Source organism: Pseudomonas sp. S37 (assembly GCF_016658545.1).
Classification (GTDB): Bacteria; Pseudomonadota; Gammaproteobacteria; order Pseudomonadales; family Pseudomonadaceae; genus Aquipseudomonas.
Map to the genome: position 1 here is coordinate 12,987 of NZ_JACVZC010000015.1, position 20,541 is coordinate 33,527.

21 protein-coding genes are annotated in these 20,541 nt (G+C 62.7%); 7 read left to right on the plus strand and 14 right to left on the minus strand.

All coding sequences use genetic code 11. The features are described from left to right. Positions 1 to 24 precede the first annotated feature (24 nt). Genes ttdB through IAE39_RS07970 form a run of 3 tightly spaced genes read right to left on the minus strand, consistent with a single transcriptional unit; the run spans position 25 to position 2,941 of the window. A complete protein-coding gene (ttdB, locus tag IAE39_RS07960; protein ID WP_085678993.1) occupies positions 25 to 633 on the minus strand; it encodes a L(+)-tartrate dehydratase subunit beta in 609 nt (202 codons plus the stop codon). A gap of 20 nt (positions 634 to 653) precedes the next feature. Next, positions 654 to 1,553, minus strand: coding sequence for a L(+)-tartrate dehydratase subunit alpha (gene ttdA / locus IAE39_RS07965; protein ID WP_201201029.1), 900 nt, complete (start codon positions 1,551 to 1,553; stop codon positions 654 to 656). 53 nt (positions 1,554 to 1,606) lie between these two features. After that, positions 1,607 to 2,941, minus strand: a complete 1,335-nt coding sequence (locus IAE39_RS07970) for a dicarboxylate/amino acid:cation symporter (protein ID WP_201201030.1) — start codon at positions 2,939 to 2,941, stop codon at positions 1,607 to 1,609. A gap of 194 nt (positions 2,942 to 3,135) precedes the next feature. On the opposite strand from IAE39_RS07970, the gene IAE39_RS07975 reads away from it, so the two are divergent. After that, positions 3,136 to 4,047: a LysR substrate-binding domain-containing protein gene (locus tag IAE39_RS07975; RefSeq protein WP_201201031.1), complete on the plus strand. Its 912-nt coding sequence runs from the start codon at positions 3,136 to 3,138 to the stop codon at positions 4,045 to 4,047. 193 nt (positions 4,048 to 4,240) lie between these two features. On the opposite strand, the gene IAE39_RS07980 is transcribed toward IAE39_RS07975, so the two are convergent. From IAE39_RS07980 to IAE39_RS07990, 3 genes are all read right to left on the minus strand, one after another. Continuing rightward, positions 4,241 to 6,631 (minus strand): TonB-dependent siderophore receptor, encoded by a 2,391-nt coding sequence (locus IAE39_RS07980; protein WP_201201032.1) that lies wholly within the window; start codon positions 6,629 to 6,631, stop codon positions 4,241 to 4,243. 212 nt (positions 6,632 to 6,843) lie between these two features. Further along, positions 6,844 to 7,815, minus strand: a complete 972-nt coding sequence (locus IAE39_RS07985) for a FecR family protein (protein ID WP_236548464.1) — start codon at positions 7,813 to 7,815, stop codon at positions 6,844 to 6,846. Continuing rightward, positions 7,812 to 8,330 carry a sigma-70 family RNA polymerase sigma factor gene (locus IAE39_RS07990; RefSeq protein ID WP_201201033.1) on the minus strand — a complete coding sequence of 173 codons (519 nt, stop codon included), beginning with the start codon at positions 8,328 to 8,330 and terminating at the stop codon, positions 7,812 to 7,814. The genes IAE39_RS07985 and IAE39_RS07990 overlap by 4 nt, the downstream gene beginning before the upstream one ends. Before the next feature lie 211 nt (positions 8,331 to 8,541). On the opposite strand from IAE39_RS07990, the gene IAE39_RS07995 reads away from it, so the two are divergent. From IAE39_RS07995 to IAE39_RS08000, 3 genes are all read left to right on the plus strand, one after another. Further along, positions 8,542 to 9,465, plus strand: a complete 924-nt coding sequence (locus IAE39_RS07995) for a carbon-nitrogen hydrolase family protein (protein WP_201201034.1) — start codon at positions 8,542 to 8,544, stop codon at positions 9,463 to 9,465. A 127-nt stretch (positions 9,466 to 9,592) separates the two neighbouring features. Continuing rightward, positions 9,593 to 9,883 (plus strand): MFS transporter, encoded by a 291-nt coding sequence (locus tag IAE39_RS29900; RefSeq protein ID WP_268934120.1) that lies wholly within the window; start codon positions 9,593 to 9,595, stop codon positions 9,881 to 9,883. Continuing rightward, positions 9,880 to 10,905, plus strand: a complete 1,026-nt coding sequence (locus IAE39_RS08000) for an MFS transporter (RefSeq protein ID WP_268934121.1) — start codon at positions 9,880 to 9,882, stop codon at positions 10,903 to 10,905. Before IAE39_RS29900 ends, IAE39_RS08000 begins: the two co-directional genes overlap by 4 nt. Here the strand turns inward: IAE39_RS08000 and IAE39_RS08005 are convergent. Continuing rightward, complete coding sequence (locus IAE39_RS08005; protein WP_201201035.1) at positions 10,868 to 11,779, minus strand: LysR family transcriptional regulator; 912 nt, start codon at positions 11,777 to 11,779, stop codon at positions 10,868 to 10,870. The two genes, IAE39_RS08000 and IAE39_RS08005, sit on opposite strands and share 38 nt — an antisense overlap. Positions 11,780 to 11,908: 129 nt before the next feature. Between IAE39_RS08005 and IAE39_RS08010 the strand changes: the two genes are divergently transcribed. Both IAE39_RS08010 and IAE39_RS29905 read left to right on the plus strand, forming a co-directional pair. Then, positions 11,909 to 13,132 carry a serine hydrolase gene (locus IAE39_RS08010; protein ID WP_201201116.1) on the plus strand — a complete coding sequence of 408 codons (1,224 nt, stop codon included), beginning with the start codon at positions 11,909 to 11,911 and terminating at the stop codon, positions 13,130 to 13,132. Further along, the gene (locus IAE39_RS29905; RefSeq protein ID WP_268934122.1) at positions 13,129 to 13,254 is read left to right on the plus strand and encodes a hypothetical protein; all 126 of its coding nucleotides are present in this window, start codon (positions 13,129 to 13,131) and stop codon (positions 13,252 to 13,254) included. The genes IAE39_RS08010 and IAE39_RS29905 overlap by 4 nt, the downstream gene beginning before the upstream one ends. A 457-nt stretch (positions 13,255 to 13,711) precedes the next feature. Here the strand turns inward: IAE39_RS29905 and IAE39_RS08015 are convergent, their stop codons facing one another. The 7 genes from IAE39_RS08015 to IAE39_RS08045 all read right to left on the minus strand — a co-directional run bounded on the left by IAE39_RS08015 (position 13,712) and on the right by IAE39_RS08045 (position 19,776). Next, positions 13,712 to 14,281, minus strand: coding sequence for a DJ-1/PfpI family protein (locus IAE39_RS08015; RefSeq protein WP_201201036.1), 570 nt, complete (start codon positions 14,279 to 14,281; stop codon positions 13,712 to 13,714). A gap of 401 nt (positions 14,282 to 14,682) precedes the next feature. Continuing rightward, positions 14,683 to 15,588, minus strand: coding sequence for a MurR/RpiR family transcriptional regulator (locus IAE39_RS08020; protein ID WP_201201044.1), 906 nt, complete (start codon positions 15,586 to 15,588; stop codon positions 14,683 to 14,685). 79 nt (positions 15,589 to 15,667) lie between these two features. Further along, positions 15,668 to 16,432, minus strand: a complete 765-nt coding sequence (locus IAE39_RS08025) for an ABC transporter ATP-binding protein (protein ID WP_201201047.1) — start codon at positions 16,430 to 16,432, stop codon at positions 15,668 to 15,670. 19 nt (positions 16,433 to 16,451) lie between these two features. Further along, positions 16,452 to 17,564 (minus strand): succinylglutamate desuccinylase/aspartoacylase family protein, encoded by a 1,113-nt coding sequence (locus IAE39_RS08030; protein WP_201201048.1) that lies wholly within the window; start codon positions 17,562 to 17,564, stop codon positions 16,452 to 16,454. Between the two features lie 9 nt (positions 17,565 to 17,573). Beyond that, positions 17,574 to 18,269, minus strand: a complete 696-nt coding sequence (locus IAE39_RS08035; RefSeq protein WP_201201049.1) for an ABC transporter permease — start codon at positions 18,267 to 18,269, stop codon at positions 17,574 to 17,576. 15 nt (positions 18,270 to 18,284) lie between these two features. Beyond that, positions 18,285 to 18,974: an ABC transporter permease gene (locus tag IAE39_RS08040; RefSeq protein ID WP_201201050.1), complete on the minus strand. Its 690-nt coding sequence runs from the start codon at positions 18,972 to 18,974 to the stop codon at positions 18,285 to 18,287. A 25-nt stretch (positions 18,975 to 18,999) separates the two neighbouring features. Then, entirely contained in the window at positions 19,000 to 19,776 is a 777-nt protein-coding gene (locus IAE39_RS08045; protein ID WP_201201052.1) for an ABC transporter substrate-binding protein, read from the minus strand. A gap of 253 nt (positions 19,777 to 20,029) precedes the next feature. On the opposite strand from IAE39_RS08045, the gene IAE39_RS08050 reads away from it, so the two are divergent. Next, positions 20,030 to 20,539, plus strand: coding sequence for a sigma-70 family RNA polymerase sigma factor (locus IAE39_RS08050; protein WP_201201054.1), 510 nt, complete (start codon positions 20,030 to 20,032; stop codon positions 20,537 to 20,539). Positions 20,540 to 20,541: the final 2 nt, after the last annotated feature.

Sequence of the window (20,541 nt, forward strand, 5' to 3'; positions counted from 1 at the left end):
TACAAATGACCGCGTAGGGTTCGCTTACTTGATAAACCGCACCTGGCTGTTGATCTTCTCGATCACAGCCCCTTTGCGCTCATTGAAGCGGGCCTTGTTCTGCTCGAACAGGTTGTTGCCCTTGGTATCGATGGAGATGATCAGCGGCCCGAATTCGCGCACGCGGTTCACCCACAGGGTTTCCGGCATGCCCAGGTCCTGCCATTCGGCGCGTTCGATCTCTTCCACCTGGGTCGCCGCCAGCACCGCGCAGCCGCCAGGGAATACCGCATGCACGGCCTTGTTCTCCAGGCAGCCGGTGGTGGTTTCCGGGCCCATGCCGCCCTTGCCGACAATCAGCTTCACACCGGTCTGTTCAATGAACTGCTTCTCGAACTTTTCCATGCGCATGCTGGTGGTCGGGCCGATGGAGACCATCTCGAAGCTGCCATCCTCTTTCTTCTTGACGATGGGGCCGGCATGGAAGATGGCGCCGCCACGCAGGTCCACCGGCAATTCGCGGCCCAGCTCGATGAGCCGGCGGTGGGCAACGTCGCGGCAGGTGACCAACTGGCCGGTCAGGTAGACCACATCGCCCACGTTGAGGCTGGCCAGGTCTTCGTCGCTGATGGGGGTACTGATGATCTTTTTCACAGGACTGCTCACAGGGCTCTTCACAGGATCACCCCTTCGTGGGAGAGGATGTCATAGGTCAGGTCGGCGTTGATGCGGATCTTGCCGCGGCGGTGTGCCCAGCAGCCGGTGGAAACGGCAACGCCAATGGTCGAGGGGTGACGCGCCGAAGACTCGATGTTCACGCCCATCACGCTGCTGTTGCCGGTCAGGCCCTGCGGGCCGATGCCGATTTCGTTGAGGCCGTCTTCCAGCAGCTTTTCCATCATCGCCGCGCTTTCGTTCGGGTGGCTGGAGTCCACTTCGCGCAGGATGGCCTTTTTCGACAGGCGCGCCGCAGTCTCCACCGACGTCGAAACCCCCACCCCCACCAGCAGCGGCGGGCAGGCGTTGACACCGCGCGAGGTGATGACATCGAAGACGAACTCGGTCACCCCTTCATAACCTTGGCCCGGCATCAGCACCTTGGCCGAACCCGGCAAGGTGCAGCCGCCACCGGCCATGTACACATCGACGATGGCGTAGTCGGCATCGGGGATGATTTCCCAGTCCAGCCACGGGATCCTGGAGCCGGTGTTGGTGCCGGTGTTCTTCTCGATGAAGGTTTCCACCGCGTTGTGGCGCAGCGGCCCCTGAATGGTGGCTTCCTTGGTGGCGTTCTCGAGGATGCTTTCCATCTCACCCAGCAGCGGGAAGCGTGCGCCGGCCGAGACGAAGTACTGGATCACCCCGGTGTCCTGGCAACTGGGGCGGTTGAGCTTGTCGGCATATGCCTGGTTGTCGGCCATCGAGTCGTACACGGCGATGGCCAGCGGGTTGGTTTCTGCTGCGCGCAACTTGGCGGTCTTGGCCTTCACGTCGCGGGGCAGGCGTTTGCCGATATAGGCGGTGAACTTGGCCATCACGTCGGTAAGCGATGACACGGCGGTTTCTTTGTCCATGATTATTTCCTCACTGCATCACAAGGCGGGTAGTGCTTGCTGTTATCGAAAGGTCAGGGTGTCGGTGTGCCGGCCTCCATGCGTGCCAGGGCAGGGCGCGCCGCCACCGGTTCGGGTTGTTCTTGCGGTACCTGGCCGTCGAGCACCTTGGTCATGTGCTGCTTGTCCAGTGCACCGACCCAGTTGGCGATGGCCACGGTGCCGACGGCGTTGCCGATGGTATTGGTGATGGCGCGGGCTTCGGACATGAAGCGGTCCACGCCCAGCAGCAGGACCATGCCGGCCACCGGGATGTTGTCCATGGTCGCCAGGGTCGCGGCCAGGGTGATGAAACCCGAGCCGGTCACACCTGCGGAGCCTTTGGAGGTGAGCAGCAGCACGCCGAGCACGATCAGCTGGTCCATCAGGGTCAACGGCGTGTTGGTGGCCTGGGCGATGAAAATGGCGGCCATGGTGTAGTAGATGCACTGGCCGTCCGGGTTGAAGGTAAGGCCCGAAGGAATCACCAGCCCGACCACCGGCTTGGACACACCCACTTTTTCCAGCTTGTTCATCAGCTGCGGCACCACCGACTCGGACGAGCTGGTGCCCAGCACGGTGAACAGCTCTTCCTTGAGGTACTTGAGAAACTTCCACAGGTTGAAACCGGACAGCCGTGCAATGGCACCCAGCACGATCACCACGAACAGGAAGCAGGTCAGGTACATGGTCGCCATCAGCTTGCCCAGCGACACGATCGAGCCCAGGCCGTACTTGCCGACGGTGAAGGCCATGGCGCCGCAGGCGGCCAGCGGGGCCACGCGCATGATCATGCCGACGATGAAGAACATGCCGTGGGAGAACGCCTCCAGCACATCGACCATGGGCTTGCCGCGAGGCCCGAGGTGCGACAGGGCGATGCCGAACAACGTGCTGAACAGCAGGATTGGCAGGATCTCGTTCTTGGCGAAGGCATCGGTGACGCTGCCGGGTATCACATGCAGCATGAAGTCGATGAAGCCACCGCTGTTGCTGGCTGCCGCGGCGGTGTAGGTGGAGATGCTCTTGGCATCGAGGGTGGCCGGGTCGACGTTCATGCCCTGGCCGGGCTGCACGATATTGACCACCACCAGGCCCAGCACCAGGGCAAAGGTGGACAGCACTTCAAAGTAGATCAGCGCGCGCACGCCGACGCGGCCGAGTTCCTTCATGTTTTCCATCTTGGCGATGCCCAGCACCACCGTGGCGAAGATGATCGGGGCGAAGACCATCTTGATCAGTTTGATGAAGGCGTCACCGATGGGCTTCAGGTCAGCACCCACCTGTGGCCAGAACACCCCGATCAGCACCCCGAGGGTAACGCCGATCAACACCTGTACGTAAAGCTTGCCGAACAATCGCTTGGCCATTGCCGTCTCCGAATTATTGTTGTGAGTCGGATTTATCTGGCGGCCGGGCTGCTTGTGGGGTGCAGGTCACACCTGGCCTTGGCGGCCGAAGAGCCCAGCTTTTTTGTGGTTAATCACGCAGGGCAAAAGGTAATGGTTTTTCAAAAATGCTGTAATACAATGAAATTCAACTCATTGTTTCCCTCAGGTTAATTATGAATCCGGTATCGGAGCTGGCCTTCTTCACCCAGCTAATCAGGGTCGGCAGCCTGGCGGGTACTGCCCGCGAGCTGAACCTGACCCCACCGGCGGTCTCCAAGCGCCTGGCGCAGCTGGAGCAGCGCCTGGGTGTGCGCCTGCTCAACCGCACCACGCGCAGCATCAGCCTGACGGCCGAGGGCGAGACCTACCTGGTGAATGCCCGGCGGATATTGGGCGAGATCGAGGAAATGGAGCGGCAGGTGTCCAGCAGCCGTGCCGAGCCGAAGGGGTTGTTGCGGGTCAACGCACCGCTGGGTTTTGGCCGTACCCATGTGGGGCCGGCGGTGTCATCGTTTGCCCGTCGCTACCCTGAGGTGGAAGTGCAACTGCACCTGAGCGACCGGCCGATTGCCCTGCCGAACGATGCCATCGACGTGGCCATTCGCTTTGGCGAGTTGCCGGATTCACGGCTCATCGCCCGCAAGATAGCGGCCAACCGCCGGCGGTTATGTGCAGCGCCCAGCTACCTGGAGGCGCACGGCACCCCCGAAGCGCCGAAAGACCTGGCCAGCCACAACTGCATCGTGCTGCGCCAGAACGATGCGGCGTTCGGCATCTGGCGGCTCAGCCGCGGCAAACAGAGTGAGTCGGTGAAGGTGCATGGCAGCCTCAGTACCAACGATGGCGAGGTGGCCCTGAACTGGGCGCTGGACGGGCAGGGGATTCTGCTGCGCGCCGAGTGGAACCTGGCCGACCATTTGCGCAGCGGGCGCCTGGTGGAGGTGCTGGGCGACTACCAGACGCCGCCGGCAGATATCTATGCGGTGTACCTGGAGCGTTTGAATCTGTCGGCCAAGGTGTCGTGTTTTGTCGAGCACTTGCGCGCGTTTTTCCGCGAAGGTGATCAGCTGGCGGCGTGGCAGTAAGGCTTTTCAGCTTTACTGATAAAGCGCAACTCCAGTTTCATGCGGCACCGGTGGAAGCGGGCACATAACTCATTGAATTAGCAGGGACACTGTGGGAGCGGCTTTAGCCGCGAACACCGGCGCAGCCGGTGCCATGCACCGCGTTGGATTCTTCGCGGCTAAAGCCGCTCCCACAGGTATCCCTCCAGCATTCCTACCAGCGATAGGTCAGGTCAGCGGTGACTGTACGCCCTGTACCCAGCAGGCAACCCACGGTGGCGAAACAGCCGGCCACATAGTACTTGTCACTCAGGTTCTTCACATTGAGCTGCCCCGACAAACCCTGCAGGCCGTTGCCGGCCTTGCCGAAGTCATACGACAGCATGGCGTCGACCAGGGTGTAGCCGGGCACTTCGAAGGTGTTCTGCGCATCGCCATAGGTGGCGCCGGTGTAGCGCACGCCGATGCCGCCGCCCAGCCCGGCCAGCGGCCCACCCTGAAGGGTGTAGTCGACCCACAGCGACGCCAGGTGACGAGGTACCCGCACCGGCGCATTGCCCTTGTTGCTGACGCCCAGCGCATTCGGGTTGTCCTGGGTGACCTCGACATCGTTGTAGGTATACGCGGTGATCAGGTTCAGCCCCGGCAGCGGCCTGGCCACGCCTTCCACCTCGACCCCGCGCGAGGTGACTTCGCCTTGCTGGACGCTGAAGCCCGGATGGTCGACATCAGTGGTTGCCACGTTCTGCCGGCGCAGGTCGAAGGCGGCCACGGTGATGAAACTCTCGCTACCTGGCGGCTGATACTTGATGCCCACTTCATACTGTTTGGCGGTTTCCGGCTCGAAAGGCGAACCGTCGAAACTGTTGCCACTGGCCAGCTTGAACGACTCGCTGTAGCTCACATAGGGGAACAGGCCCATGTCGAAGCTGTAGCCGAACGAGGCGCGGGCGGTGGTGGCTTCGTCGGTAATCACCTGGTGGCTGCCATTGTTGCGGTTGGTGCTGTCCTGGCGCGCCCAGTCGTGGCGTACGCCCAGGGTGGCGACCCAGTTGTCGAAGTGCAGCTGGTCTTGCAGGTACAGGCCGGTCTGCCGGTCGTCGCGGGCGGTGGACGACAGCGAGGTGTAGCGTGAGGTGTCGATTACCACGCCACGTGCCGGGTTGTAGATGTTGATCGACGGTGCATCGCCGTGTTGCACGTCCTGGCTGCGGTGGCCGCGCAGAAAGTCGGCGCCCAGCAGCAGGTCATGGCGCACGGGGCCGCTGTTGAAACTGGCGAGCAGCTGGTTGTCGAGGGCGTAGTTGTCGCTGTCATAGTCACGCAGTTCGTAGTAGCGGGCGATGGTGTTGTCATTGATTACGCCGCTGTTGCGAAACAGCTGGTCCTGGTAGCCGTGCATGTGGCTGTAACGGAAGTTCTGGCGAAAGCTGAAAGTGTCGTTCAAGCGGTGGCTCAGCTCATAACCCAGGTTGTTCATTTCCGACTGTTCGCGGTCGAAGCCCGGCTCGTTCAGCGAGCGATGACGCGGTACGCGGCCGTTGGGGTTGGAGCCGTCGAACAGCGAATAGGCCATGTTCGAGGTGAACAGGTTGGTGTTCTTCTGGTACGACGCCAGCAGGGTCAGGCTGGTGTCTTCGTTCGGCGCCCAGGTCAGGCTGGGCGCGACGTACTGGCGGTCATCCCTGATCCCGTCGATTTCATTGTCGGCGTCACGGCCAAGCATTACCAGGCGGTAGGCCAGAGTGCCCTGGCTGTCGAGCAGGTCACCGACATCCAGGCTCAGTTGCTGGCGGTCGTGGTTGCCGAGCGACAGGCCGACCTCACGGTGGGCAGTAAACAGGGGCTTTTTCGACACCAGGTTGAGCATGCCGCCAGGTTCACCCTGGCCGTAGATGACCGATGCGGGCCCTTTGAGTACCTCGATGCGTTCGAGGCCGAACGGCTCGGGGGCATAGTAGCCGGTGTTGTTGTTGCGCAGGCCATCGGTGTAGGCATCACTGTTGATCTGCTGGAAGCCGCGCACCATCAGGGTATTGTCGGTGGGGTTGTTGCCAGAGACATTGGTGTGCACGCCAGCGGTGTAGCTCAGGGCCTCGGTGATGGTTTGTGCACCTTGGGCCTTGATCCGGTCACGGGTGACCACTGACACCGAGGCCGGGGTTTCCAGCAATGCGCTGTCGGTCTTGCTGGCGCTGCTGGCACGGGTGGCCAGGTAGCCGTCCACGGCGCCATAGGCGCTGTCGCGGTGGGCATCGACACTGGTGGGCGCCAGCTGCAGGCCTGCGCCCTGCGCGGCAGGTTGCAGGCGATATTGGCGGTCGCCGCTGGGTACGGCCACCAGGCCACTGCCCAGCAGCATGCGCTCCAGCGCCTGTTCGGGGGTGAAGTCACCTTGCAGTGGCGCACTGGCCTTGCCTTGGCTGAGTGCGCCATCGCCGACAATGTAGATACCGGCGGCACTGGCCAGGCGGTTGAGCTGCTGGGTCAGCGGGCCGGAGGGCAGGTCGTAGCGGCGCGGACTTTCGTCTGCCATGGCGGGAGTGGCCGCCAGCAAGGGCAAGGCCAGCAGCAGAGGGCGCAAGGTGATCGGGAGCAGGGGCATGGGTGTTCCTTGTGGGGGCAGATGAAGCGGGGTGTTCATCTGCTAATCCGAACGAGCGGGGTAAAACCGGAACACCCTTGTTAAAAAAATCAGGCACCGCGCTGGATTCTTCGCGGCTAAAGCCGCTCCCACAGGTTACCGCGCAGGTTTCGAAGATATGCTGACCCTGTGGGAGCGGCTTTAGCCGCGAACACCGGCAATGCCGGTGCCAGTCAACGCGCTTCGATGCTGTACCACCACGGCAAGGTCTTACGCACCTTGATGGGCAAGGCGCTCTCAAGCATGGCCAAGGTGCGCTCGGGGTCTTCGGCCGGGAAGCTGCCCATCACCCGCAGCCCTTGTACTTGCGGGTCGATACCCAGATGGCCGGGCATATAGGCCCGCAACTGTTCAATAAACTCGCCAAGGCTGATGTCATTGGCCAGCAGCCGGCCATCGCGCCAGGCCTGACGCGACTCATCCACCTGCCGCGGCGCTTGCGCGCCCTGGCGGTCAAAGTCGGTTTGCCAGCCAGCGGCAACCACCAGGTGGGTGGCGCCCTCTGCGGGCTGCAGCCGTACCGCACCGTCGAACACACTCAAGCGCGCGACATGGTCGCGCTGCCACACACTGAAGCGGGTGCCCAGGGCTTGCAGGCGGCCCTGGCGGGTGTCGATCACGAATGGCCGGCTATCATGGGCGGTTTCCACCAGCACTTCGCCGGCCAACAACTCCAGGCGGCGCAGGTCGGCGCGGTAATCGATGTTCAACGCGGTGGCGCTGTTCAGCCACAGCTGGCCCCCGTCAGGCAGGCGCAGGCTGCGCACTTCGCCGGTTGCGCTGCGCTGGTCGGCACTTAGCGCCTGCAACTGTTGGCGGGCGGCGGGTACGCGCCAGCCGGCCAGGGCCAGCAGGCCGCCGCCGCACAACAAGCCGAGCAGGCCGACCGCCCGGCGCCGGTCGAGGTCGCTGCGGCGCACGCTGCCCAACGCCTGCAGCGAGGCATCGGCCTGCAGCTTCAGCGGGGTAAAGCGCTGGCTGATGCGCTCCACATGGGCCCATGCCACCTGATTCGCGCCAGCCGCGCCCAGCCATTGTTGCCAGCGCAGTTGCAACTGCCGGTCTTGCGGGGCGGCGAGCAACTGCGCATACCAGTTTGCGGCAGCCTGCAGGGTGGCGTGGTCCGGGCGTTCGCAGGCGTTCATGGCAGGTCCAGTTCCAGCAGCAGGCATTGGTACATCGCCTGGGCCATGTACTTGGTCACGCTGCGTTCGGACACCTGCAACTGATGGGCAATTTCCCGATAGCCCAACCCCTGGACCTGAGACAGCAGAAAGGCCTGGCAGACCTTCTCCGGCAACCGCGCCAGCATCCGCTGTACCTGCTCCAGGGCTTCGAACACCAGTGCGCGCTCTTCTTCGCTTGGCGCCAGCGGTTCAGGCAGGGCGGCCAGGGCTTCGAGCCAGGCCTGTTGCAGGTGCTGGCGGCGCCAGAAATCGATGCACAGGTGGCGGGTGACGGTACTCAGGTAGGCGCGTGCGTGCTGCTCGGTCTGGAACTGCTGGGGCTTGCTCAGCAATCGCACGAAAACGTCATGGGCCAGGTCGGCGGCATCGCTGGCATTGCCCAGGCGCTTGTGCAGCCAACCGCGAATCCAGCCGTGGTGGGCGTTGTAGTAGTGGTGAACCTGCTGGCTGAAAGTGGGGTCGAGACGCGACATCAGGGCATCCTTTCGCTGTGCGACAAGGTCTCATATGAGAATTTTTCGCAATAGTAGGCGAGGGATGGCTGCCACGGCAACGGCTCAGGTAGTGAATCATCACGCATCGATATAAGCAGGTCTGATAACAGATCTAAAGCAAGGTGAATTGCTCGATATCGTCGTCAGGTGGAACCTATGCCTACCTTCCACCACATGACAATAAAATCTCATGACGATCTCGACCGTTGCTGCACTGCAAATTGGCTCTCACCCAGAGGGCAAACAACAAACGCTGGAGACGATTCTTTCCTACGAAGCGGAAATCACCCGCGCCGGCGCGCAATTGGTAGTCATGCCGGAGGCCCTGTTGGGCGGCTACCCGAAAGGTGAAATCTTCGGCACCTACATGGGCTATCGCCTGCCGGAGGGCCGCGAAGCCTTCCAGCGCTACTTCGACAATGCCATTGATGTGCCGGGCGCCGAAACAGCCGAGCTGGCTGCGTTGGCGCAACGTACCGGTGCGCACCTGGTGGTCGGTGTCATTGAACGCGCGGGCAGTTCGTTGTTCTGCTCGGCGTTGTTCTTCTCGCCGGAGCAGGGGCTGGTCGGCAACCACCGCAAGCTCATGCCAACCGGCAGTGAGCGGCTGATATGGGGGCAGGGCGATGGCTCTACACTGCCGGTGATCGACACGCCGGTGGGCAAGATCGGTGCGGCCATCTGCTGGGAAAACCACATGCCCCTGCTGCGCACGGCGATGTACGCCAAGGGTATCGAGGTGTGGTGCGCGCCGACAGTCGACGAGCGCGACAACTGGCAGGTTTCCATGCGTCATATCGCCCACGAGGGGCGTTGCTTCCTGGTCAGTGCCTGCCAGTATCAGCCATCGCCGCGCGACTTGGGGGTAAGCCTGCCGCACTGGGACGATGACCGCGTGCTGATGCAGGGCAACAGCGTGATCATCGGCCCCATGGGCGAGGTGATTGCCGGCCCGCTGAAAAACGGCCCGGGCCTGCTGGTGGCCAGGATCGATTCGGCTGAGCTGGTCAAGGCGCGTTATGACTTCGATGTGGTCGGCCACTATTCGCGGCCTGACGTGTTCACCCTGATCGTCGACGAGCGTGCCAAGGCGTCCGTCAAGTTCCAGCAATGACCTGAACCCGCAACACCGCTGAGCGGCCCAGGCCTGGCAACACACTGCCGCCAGGCCTGGGCCGCTTCACGTTTCTGTGCATTACGCAGCCCTGCCCAACAAGAAAAACATTCGAGGCTTTTCAGAAATGAACACTGATTCGCGCGTGTTGTACCGCAAGGTCGCCTGGAAGATCTTGCCGTTGCTGTTTGTCAGTTACATCGTTTCCTACCTGGACCGGGTAAACATCGGTTTCGCGGCTTTGCGCATGCAGCAGGACCTGGGCTTCAGCGACGCCGTGTATGGCCTGGGTGCCGGTATTTTCTTCATCGGCTATGTGCTGTTCGAAGTGCCCAGCAACCTGTTGCTGACGCGCATCGGAGCGCGCAGGACCATCATGCGTATCATGATTGCCTGGGGGGGGTGTCGTCCAGCATGATGCTGGTGCAGACCCCGCAGCATTTCTATATCGCCCGCTTTCTGCTGGGGGTGTTCGAAGCCGGGTTCTTCCCCGGCATCATCCTCTACCTGACCCATTGGTTCCCGGCGCGCCTGCGCGGCAGTGTGATTGCGGTATTCATGTCGGCCATTGCCATTGCCGGTGTACTGGGCGGGCCGGTTTCCGGCTGGATCATCAGCGCAATGGATGGCGTGCACGGCTTGCATGGCTGGCAGTGGATGTTCGTGCTGGAAGGTTCGCCGGCCATTATCCTCGGCATCTTGGCCGCCTTCCTGCTGATCGACCGGCCCGAAGATGCCCGATGGCTGAGTGCCGATGAGCGTGCGCGCATTGCCCAGGAGGTTGCCGCCCCCACGGCGGGCGGCGGCCACACATTCGCCGCCGTTGTGCGCGACCCGCGGGTCTATGCCCTGGCGCTGGTGTATTTTGCGGTGATGGCCGGGCTGTACATCTTCGGCTTCTGGTTGCCGGGCATGATCAAGGGCTATGGTGTGGCCGACCCGTTGCACATCGGCCTGATCACGGCGGTGCCTTACCTGGCCGGTGGTGTGGGCATGATCGTGATCGGCAGGCATTCCGACAGGGTGGGTGAGCGGCGTTGGCACCTGGCCTGTTGCATGCTGGTTGCCGCCGCTGCCCTGGTGGCGTGCACCTGGGTGCCGGGCCAGTTGCTGCCAGGCCTGCTGACCTTGAGCGTGGCGGCAATAGGGTTGTATGCGTCGATGCCGTTGTTCTGGACCATCCCCACCCGCTACCTGAGTAGCCAGGCGGCAGCCGGGGGCATTGCCCTGATCAACTCGCTGGCCTTGTTCGGCGGCTTCACCAGCCCGACGGTGCTGGGGGCGGTGAAGGCCAGTACTGGCAGCCTCGACCTGGGCCTTTATGTGTTTGCCGCCGTGCTTGCCTTGGGCGCAACGGTACTGCTGGTGGCCATGCCGGCCAGGCTGCTCGACGCGGCTGCTGTCACGACAGGCAGAACGACTGCTCAACCAGCTCGATGATCAGTGCCTTGACCGTTTGCAGCGTGTTGTCGTGCTTGCTGCCGACCCGGGTGCCGATTTCCAGGTCGTAGGACGGCAGTTCGACCGGGCACGGGAATGTCTGCAGTGTCGACACCCGCTGCATGGCGCGGGCGGCGTGGGTGGGTACCGTGGTAATCAGCTGCGAACCCACCAGCAGAAACGGCACTGCGGCAAAGTGCGAGGTGGAGGCACGAATGCTGCGCTTGTAGCCGGCGGCATTCAGACCTTCGTCGACGATGCCGACAAAACCGCCCGAAGACACCAGCAGGTGCGGGCGCTGCGCATAGTCTTCGGCGCTGGTGGGCGGGGTGTTCTGCGCATCGGCAATGCCCAGGTAGTTGCCCCGGCCCAGGCGGTGCCTGGCGATCAAGGGTGACGACAGCCCGCCCGCCGATACGGCGATGTCTACCTGGTGACGCATCAGCATGTCCTGCACCAGGCCGCTGTGGGTTTGCCTGAACAGGATGCGCAGCCCGCTCAGGTGTTTGTCGACCAGCGCCAGCAGGCCTTGCCCCAAGGCGATTTCGGCGTCGTCCGAAAGCCCGACGGTGAGGGTTCGGCCCTTGATGTCCTTGCCGGCCACCGACAGCGCCAAGGCTTGCCGGCAGCGGTTGAGCGCCTCGCCAATCAACGGGGCCAGTTCATTGGCGCGTACGGTTGGGCGCAGGCCGCGGCCGGTGCGTTCGAACAGCGGGTCGGCGTAGATATCACGCAGGCGGGCGAGGGCGGCACTGACGGCGGGCTGGGTGACGCCCAGGCGCAAGGCAGCGCGGCTGGCGCCGCCTTCTTCGATCAACGCGACAAATACCCGCAGCAAGTTCAGGTCGACGCTATCGATATCAATTGTATGCATATCAGATATCCTGATAGTTGATTGATTTATAGTATACGCACTCGCAGAATGCCCCGACAAATGATTCAGGCCTGCACTTGCTGTAGGTGTCGGCTTTATAAGTTGGGAAGGTTTCAGGTTCTGGAGTGTATGAAAGGTCTACAAGTTGTTGGCGGTTTGGTGCGGGCGCTAGTTGCAGGTTTGCTGGTGCAATATACAAATGCGGTTAATGCACAGGAGTACCTGGCTGCACCTGGGATAGCTGCGCAGGCGTGGTTGCTGATGGACCACGAAAGTGGCGAGGTACTGGCCCAGGGCAATGCCGATGCCCGTCTGGAACCGGCCAGTCTGGTCAAGATCATGACCAGCTATGTAGTCGGCCAGGCCCTGAGCAGCGGCGCCTTGCGCGGCCGCGACCGGGTAACGATCGACAACGCAGCGTCCGCCGCCGGCAACGCACAGTTGCAGGGTTCGTCACTGATGTTTCTGAAACCCGGTGACCGGGTGACGATTGATGATTTGAACAAGGGTATGGTCATTCAATCCGGCAACGATGCCTGCATCGCCTTGGCTAACTACTTGGCCGGCAGTGAACAGGCATTTGTTGATGCCATGAACGAGCAGGCGCGGCAACTGGGTATGTTCAACACCCGGTTCAAGACCGTGCATGGGCTTGCCGCCGAAGGGCAATACAGCAGCGCGCGGGACATGGCGTTATTGAGCCGGGCGTTGATCGAACAACTACCTGCCGAATATGCGCTCTACCGGGAAAGGGGCTTTTCCTTCAATCAGGTTCAGCAATACAACCGCAACCGCCTGCTGTGGAGCACCAGCCTGGCAGTGGACGGTTTGAAAACCGGCAATTCCAGTGCCGGGGGATATAGCCTGGTGACGTCGGCGCAGCTCTACGGCCGCCGGTTGATCGCCGTGGTGCTGGGCGCCGAGTCGAGCCCGTTGCGCTTTCAGGAAAGTGTAAAGCTGCTGAAGTGGGGCTTTCGCACGTTCGAGACGATCACGCCGATCAAGGCCGACGACGTGTTCATGAGCAAGCGCGTGTGGTTTGGCGATGCACGCCAGGTAAAGCTCAACGCGGGTGCGCACCCGGCCATCAGCGTGCCTTACGGGCAGGCTGACGCGGTGCAGATCAGTACCATCCTCGACAGCCCCGAACTGCATGCACCCTTGCAGGCTGGGCAGGTAGTGGGCGTGGTGAGTTTCCAGGTCGGCGACCGCCACATAGCGGAAAAACCCCTGGTGGTGATGGAGGCGGTCGCCGAGGGCGGCTGGTTCAGCCGCGCCTGGGATTTTCTGCTGCTGAAGGTTTACCAGTGGCTGGGTGTATGCCTGCTGTGCGCGGGCCAGGAGGGCTCATGAACCGTTACCTGCGTTACCTGCTGCCTGCCGCCTGCATGCTTGCCTTGGGATGTTGGGTGCCTATTCAATCGAGCGCCGCCCGCGCGGCGCTTCGCGGCACAAGGCCGCACCTGATCGGCTAACGCGGTCAACTGTAGGAGCGGCCTTGCCGGGGCGCCGGACCGGTCGGAAAGGGCTGCGAAGCAGCCCCGGCAATTTGTGCATCTGTGCGCAAACCCTGGGGCTGCTGCGCAGCCCATCGCGACACAAGGCCGCTCCTACAAGGGCCAGTGCTGGCCAGGAGAGAGATGTAAGACAGTTGCTCCCATCTGCTTCGGGCCAGTCACTCCTGTGGGATCACCTCTGTCCGCCTTGTTTGTTCCCTTCGATATTGAAGGGGGCATCGCCGCTCTTCATCAATCTCCAGTCATGCACCCAAGGTGCGCGCGCTAGAGGCACAGGTTTAATTGGCCCGAAACAGATGTGGGAGCGGCCTTGTGCCGCGAAGCGCCGCGCGGGCGGCGCTCGATTGCATAGGCGCTGCGAGAATCACGCCGAACACCTTGGCTCCTCTTGCGAGACGGCGGCCCTGTCCCAGGCTCAGGCGTGTTCGGCGGCCAGCATTGACCTGAACTGCCCGACAGCTTCCTGGGCTACGCCAGCAGCCTGCAACACGGCACAGGTGAAACTGACCGGGGCTGGGCCAGGGGCGGTGATGATGCGTTCGGCTACCACCGCAGCGGGGGTGCTCTGATAGCGCGCCTGCCCGGCATAGTTGGCGGCATGCTGTTGCAGGTACTGGGGATTGTTGGAAGTGTGCGCCACCGTGTCGAGAAGCCCGGCGCGCGCCAGCGCCAGGGTGCCGCCACAGATACCGGCCAGGGTCGCGCCGCGGGTATGGCAGGCTTGCAGGAAACTGCCCAGGTCAGGGGCCTGCTCACCTTCCCAGAGCAGGCCACCGATCACCGCGACGACGTCGGGTTGCCAGGCCAGGCACTGCAGCAGGTCGTGGTCCACCGTGACTGCCAGCCCGCCCTGGGAGCGAAACTGCCCGGGCGAGGGCGCAAAGAAGTCCAGTTCCAGACCATAGAACGGCGCGCCGGTTCCGGCGATAAGTGCATATTCCCAGTCGGCAAAACCCGGAGTAAGGAGCAGTGCTACGCGTGCCATGTGTTCAAATCCTCCCTGATTGAAAGCGGTGCATGGTAGCCGCAAGGCGGGGGCAAAGTAATCACTTTGTAGGAGCGGCTTTAGCCGCGAATACGGGGGTGGCAGCAACGGTGAACGGCCGGTGGATATTGGCCGGCAGGTCCGGCCTATTCGCGGGTGAACCCGCTCCCACAGGTACTGCGCATCGCGGGTGAACCCGCTTCCACAGGTACTGCGCATCGCGGGTGAGCCCGCTCCCACAGGTACTGCGCATGCCCTTGGATCGCGCCATTCCTGTGCGGCTTTAGCCGCACAGGATCCAGCGCGCTGCATGGCACCGGCTGCGCCGGTGTTCGCGGCTAAAGCCGCTCCTACAGGGTTGTGGGAGTAAAGGTCACCGACACGTGCTTTACTGGGCTGGCTTACTTCTTACCGACCTTGCCGCTGGGCACATGCAAGTAGGACATCACGCTTTCGGTCAGCTCTGTCGCCAGCCTGACCGCTTCCTTGTTGCGCGCCATGGCCCCGGCAACCAGCCCCTCGATCAGTGCCAGCACGGCAATGTTGGAACTGGTAAGCACCGGATGGTCGGCCGGCGCAAACAGTACATGCTCAGCGATGGCCGTGAGGGGGGAGGCGGGCGAATCGGTAATCGCCAGCACTGTAGCGTTACGCTCGCGGGCAAAGCGTGACAGTTGCAGGGTGTCCTGGGAATAGCGGGGCAGGGCAATAGCCAGCAGCGCGTCCTGTTCGGTGATGGCGGCCAGCCGGTAGGCGGCATTTTCGTTGCCGCCCTCCATGCTGATGGCGCAGGTGTCCTTGCAGAATGGCACCAGGGTCGAGGCTGCAAGGCCGGCCAGGTAGACACTGTTGCCGAACCCCAGCACATAGACTTTACGCGCCGCGATCAGCGTACTGACGAAGGCTTCGAAGGCATTGGCCGGGTTGATGCTGGCAGCACTGGCAAGGTTGCTGCTGGCGCTCTGGATCTGCTCGTGCAGGCCGAAATCGCCACCCGGCCGCTGGGCCAGTTCATTGCGCAGCTTGTCTACCGGCGAGACCATCTGCTGCAAGGTCGTCACCAGTTCGGCCTTCATGCCGCTGTAGCCGCCCAGGTCCAGGGCTTTGGCCAGGCGATTGACTGCCGCCGGCGAGGTACCGGTGGCCTGGGCCATGTCTTCGATGGTCAGGGTTGCTGCCTTCAACGGGTGACGCAGGATGTAGTCGGCGACCTTGCGCAGCGAAGGCGGCAGGTCGGTCAGACTCTGCGACAGCTTGCGCATGACGGGGGAGGCGTACACGGTGGTGTCTTTCGAATTGCTCGGCATCCGGCTCAAGGCTCCCTGAATGAGTGGCCGTAGTGTATCCCATGGCTTCCCCGGCAGCAGCCGGGGGCCATGGGCATGCTTACTTGAGGCTGCCGGCAAGAAACTGCTGCAGGCGCTCGGACTGCGGCCGGGCCAGCACCTCGCGCGGGTTGCCGCGTTCCAGGGCCAGCCCCTGGTGCAGGAACATGACCTGGTTGGAAACCTCCCGGGCAAAGCCCATCTCATGGGTCACCACCACCATGGTGCGGCCTTCCTGTGCCAGCGCCTGCATCACCTTCAATACCTCGCCAACCAGCTCGGGGTCGAGCGCCGAGGTCGGCTCGTCGAACAGCATCACTTCGGGTTCCATGGCCAGCGCCCGGGCAATGGCCACGCGTTGCTGCTCGCCGCCGGACATGTGCGCCGGATAGGCGCCACGGCGGTGGCTCACACCGACCTTGTGCAGGTAGTGCTCGGCTTTTTCACGGGCTTCCTTGCGGGCCATGCCCAGTACATGCACCGGGGCCTCCATCACGTTTTCCAGGGCGCTCATGTGCGACCACAGGTTGAAATGCTGGAAGACCATGCTCAGCCGTGAGCGCAGGCGTTGCAGCTGGCCAGGGTCTGCGGCGCGCAGCCCGCCACGTGGGCAGGGGCGCAGCTTCAGGTCTTCGCCATTGACCATGATCTGCCCGGCGTTGGGTTGCTCAAGCAGGTTGATGCAGCGCAGGAACGTGCTTTTGCCTGAGCCGCTGGAGCCGATGATGCTGATCACATCACCGGCCTTGGCCTGCAGCGAAACGCCCTTGAGTACCTGATGGTTGCCGTAGCTTTTGTGCAGTTCGTGAATTTCCAGTTTGTTCATCAAAGGATACCCGTTGGTGTCAGTCGCTGAACAAGCGACCGTGGCGAATGGGCAGGCTGCCGGCGACTTTCGCCAGCCACAGGCCTGGTTGGGCGAAGCGCAGGCGTTCGCGGGCATACAGCACCCCGTCGGTGCTGGCGCAGACGACGCTGTGCCGGTCACTGAGCGGGTCGATGACTTCGAACAGCGGGTCGCCGGCTTTGACGTATGCCCCCAGCGGTTGCAGGTAACTGACCACGCCAGGGTGTTCGGCATAGGCATACTGGGCACCGGCAAACGGCGTTGCGTGACAGCAGCGCGCCGGTGCGGGCGGCCACGTGCCGCTGATCAGGCCCTGATCGGCCAGGTAGGCAAGCAAGTGTTCAGCATCGGCCTGGCACTGTTCGCGCCCGGTATCGGCCATGCCGCGCAGCTCAACGGTAGTGGCAATGCAGGCCAGCGGGATGTTCGCCCTGGGGAAGTGTTCAGGCAGCTTTATCCACGGTACCGCGCAGGCTTCGTCGAATGCATTGCCACCGGCGTCCTCGGCAAGCAGCGCCGCTTCAGCACCCAGGCGTGCCGCCAGTGAACGCAAGCGGGGCCAGTTTTGTGGCAGCGCATACAGCAGCATCACCGATTCGAAATCACAGTGCAGGTCGAGCACCACGTCCGCATCACACGCATGCTGCAGCAGTAACCGGCGCAGGCCATCGAGCTCTGATTGCGCCGCAGGCAGTTCGCCGAGGGTGTCACGCATGGCGCGGCGAATGGTGGCGACGTTGTCTTCACCGTTTTCGCCCAACTGGCCTTCCAGGCGCTGGACCAGTGCTTCGGTCAACGCCGGAAAGTCGCGGTTGAAGTTCTTGCCGCTGTTGAACTCGAAACGGCCCTGGTGGGTGGCCTGGAACATCTGGCCGATGCCAATCGGGTTGGCCAGCGGCACCAGTTCAATTACGCCCGTCAGCCGGCCTTGTGCTTCCAGTTCGGCCAGGCGGGCCTTCAATGCCACTGCCACGCGCATGCCTGGCAACTCGTCGGCGTGCAGCGAGGCCTGGATATAGGCTTTGCGCGGGCCGCTGCCGAAGCGAAACACACTCAGCGTCCGTTGTGTACCGCAGGCGCTCCACGGCAGGGTATGGTCGATTTGCTGCATGGAAGCTCCTCAGTGCTTGCGTGGGGCGAGGTAGGCCAGCCAGTGGCGCTCGGCCACTTTGAACAGGCGTACCAGCAGGAACGTCAGGGCCAAGTAGATCAGCCCTGCGGTAATGAATGCTTCAAAGGGCAGGTAGTACCGGGCGTTGAAGGTTTTCGCCGCGCCGGTGATGTCGACCAGGGTGACGATCGACGCCAGGCTGGTGGTCTGCAGCATCATCAGCACTTCGTTGCTGTATTGCGGCAGCGACCGGCGCAGGGCCGACGGCAGCAGAATGCGCCGGTACAGGGCCAGGCGTGACATGCCCATGGCGCGTGCCGCTTCGACTTCGCCCCGTGGTGTGGCACGCAGGCTGCCGGCCAGCAACTCGGCGCTGTAGGCGCTGGTGTTGATGGCGAACGCCAGGCACGTGCAGAACGTGGCGCTGGACAGGTACGGCCAGAGCGGCCCCTGGCGCACCAGCTCGAACTGCGCCAGGCCGTAATACACCAGAAACAGCTGCACCAGCATCGGTGTGCCGCGGATGACATAGGTGTAAAGCCAGGCCGGGTAGCGCAGCAGGCAAGTACGTGACACGCGCATCAAGGCCAGCGGGACCGCCAGGGCCAGGCCGCAGGCCAGGGAAATCAGCAGCACTTTCAGGGTCAGCGCAATGCCATTGAGGTACAGCGGCAGGCTCTGCCAGATCAGTTGGTAGTCGAGCATTTTGCAAACCCTCACTCACAGTTCGGCGGCTTTGATGCCGAACGAATAACGCTTTTCCACACCGCGCAGTAGCAACAGCGACAGGCTGGTCAGCAGCAGGTAAAGGCCTGCCACGGTGAGGAAGAACGTGAACGGTTCATGGGTGGCATCGGCCGCGTTCTTGGCCTTGAACATCATGTCCTGCAGGCCGATCACCGAGATCAGTGCCGTGGACTTGGTCAGGACCAGCCAGTTGTTGGTAAAACCCGGCAGCGCCAGGCGCACCAGTTGCGGCACGCTGATGCGCCAGAACACCTGCAGGCTGCCCATGCCGTACGCCGCACCTGCTTCGGCCTGGCCTTTGGGTATGGCGAGGAATGCCCCGCGAAAGCTCTCCGACAGATAGGCGCCAAAGATGAAACCCATGGTGCAGACCCCGGCAATGAACGGGTTGATGTCGATGTATTGCTCGTAGCCCAGTGCCAACGCCAGGCGGTTGACCAGGTCCTGACCGCCGTAGAACACCAGCAGGATCAGCACCAGGTCGGGGATGCCGCGCACCAGGGTGGTGTAGATCTCGCCCAGGGCGGCCAGCCAGCGCAGCGGTGACAGCCGGCAAGCGGCGCCGATCAGGCCGAGGCTGATGGCCAGCGCCATCGCCATCAGGGCCAGGCTGATGCTCAACCACGCGCCCTCGAGAATGCTCGAACCGTAGCCGTGAAGCATGATGAAGGTCCTCGTCAGCCGGGGTTTATTGGCCGTAGATATCGAACGGGAAATACTTGGCCTGTACCTGCTGGTAGGTGCCGTTGGCGCGGATGGCGGCAATGGCGGCATTCAGGCGCGTGAGGTTGGCGGTATCACCCTTGCGCACGGCAATCCCTGCGCCGCGGCCGAAGTAGCGCGGGTCGTTGATGTCCGGCCCGACCAGGGCAAAGCCTTGGCCGGCGGGCGTCTTGATAAAGCTCTCTTCGGTATTGACGATGTCGGCAAGGGTGGCGTCCAGCCGGCCGGCCACCAGGTCGAGGAAGGCTTCGCTCTGTGCGGCGTAGCGCACCACCTCGACCCCCGCACTTTCGAGTTGCTCGGTAGCGAAGCGGTCGTAGGTGGAGGCACGTTGCACGCCGAGCTTCTTGCCTTTGAGGTCTTGTGCCGGGTCGTTGACCTGGCTGCCGGCCTTCATCGTGAACTTGCCGGGGGTGTGGTAGTACTTGTCGGTGAAGTCGACCGATTTCAGCCGGTCTTGCGTGATCGACATTGACGACAGCACCGCGTCGATCTTGCGCACTTTCAACGACGGAATCATCCCGTCGAATTCCTGGACTACCCACTGGCACTTGACCTGCATCTGCGCGCACAGGGCATTGCCGATGTCGTAGTCAAAGCCGGCAATTTCGCCTTCGGGGGTGCGATAGGAGAAGGGCGGGTAAGCCGCCTCGATGCCGATGCGCAGGCTGCCTTCGTCGGCCTGGGCCAATGCGCTGCAGGCACACAGTGCCAATGCGCCTAGAAGTCCGGTCTTGTTCATATTGTTGACTCCGGTGGATAGGGCGGGTGCCGGCTGATGCCTTGTGTGCGAAGCAGCGCGGCAAGAAGAAAATGACACTATTAATTTCATAAATCAATTTTTGTGAAAATTATTGTGTCAGCGTGATTGGCGGGCCTTCATCGGGTGCAGGCGGGGCGCCTGAGGTGAGCGCGCAACTCGGCCAGTTGCGCAGGCGAAGGCTACTCAGGTTAAATGAGAGTCATTATTAAAGACGCTGCTATCGGTTCATCCCATGTCCTGTGCTGACCCTTCCCTGCAAAAGGCCGTACATACCCTTTACGAGGACCACCACACCTGGTTGTGCGGCTGGCTGCGCAGCAAGCTCGGCTGCGTGGAGCATGCGGCTGACCTGGCCCAGGACACGTTCATACGGGTGCTGACCTTGCGCAAGGCAGCAGAGCTGCGCCAGCCTCGGGCCTACCTGAGCAGCGTGGCGCGCAGCCTGATGATCGACATGTTCCGCCGGCGCGCGCTGGAGCAGGCCTACCTGGAAACCCTGGCGTCGCGGCCCGAGCTTGTGGAGGTTTCCCCCGAGGCACGTTTGCTGATCATCGAGACCTTGATGGAGATCGACCGCCTGCTCGATGGCCTGGGTTCGCGTACCCGCGAGATATTCCTGATGGCCCAGCTGGACGGCTTGAGTTATGTGGAAATCGCCCGGCGGCTGGAGGTGTCGCTGACCACCGTCAAGAAGCATGCCGTGCGGGCGCTGACCCATTGCCTGATGCTGGACGAGGCGTGAGC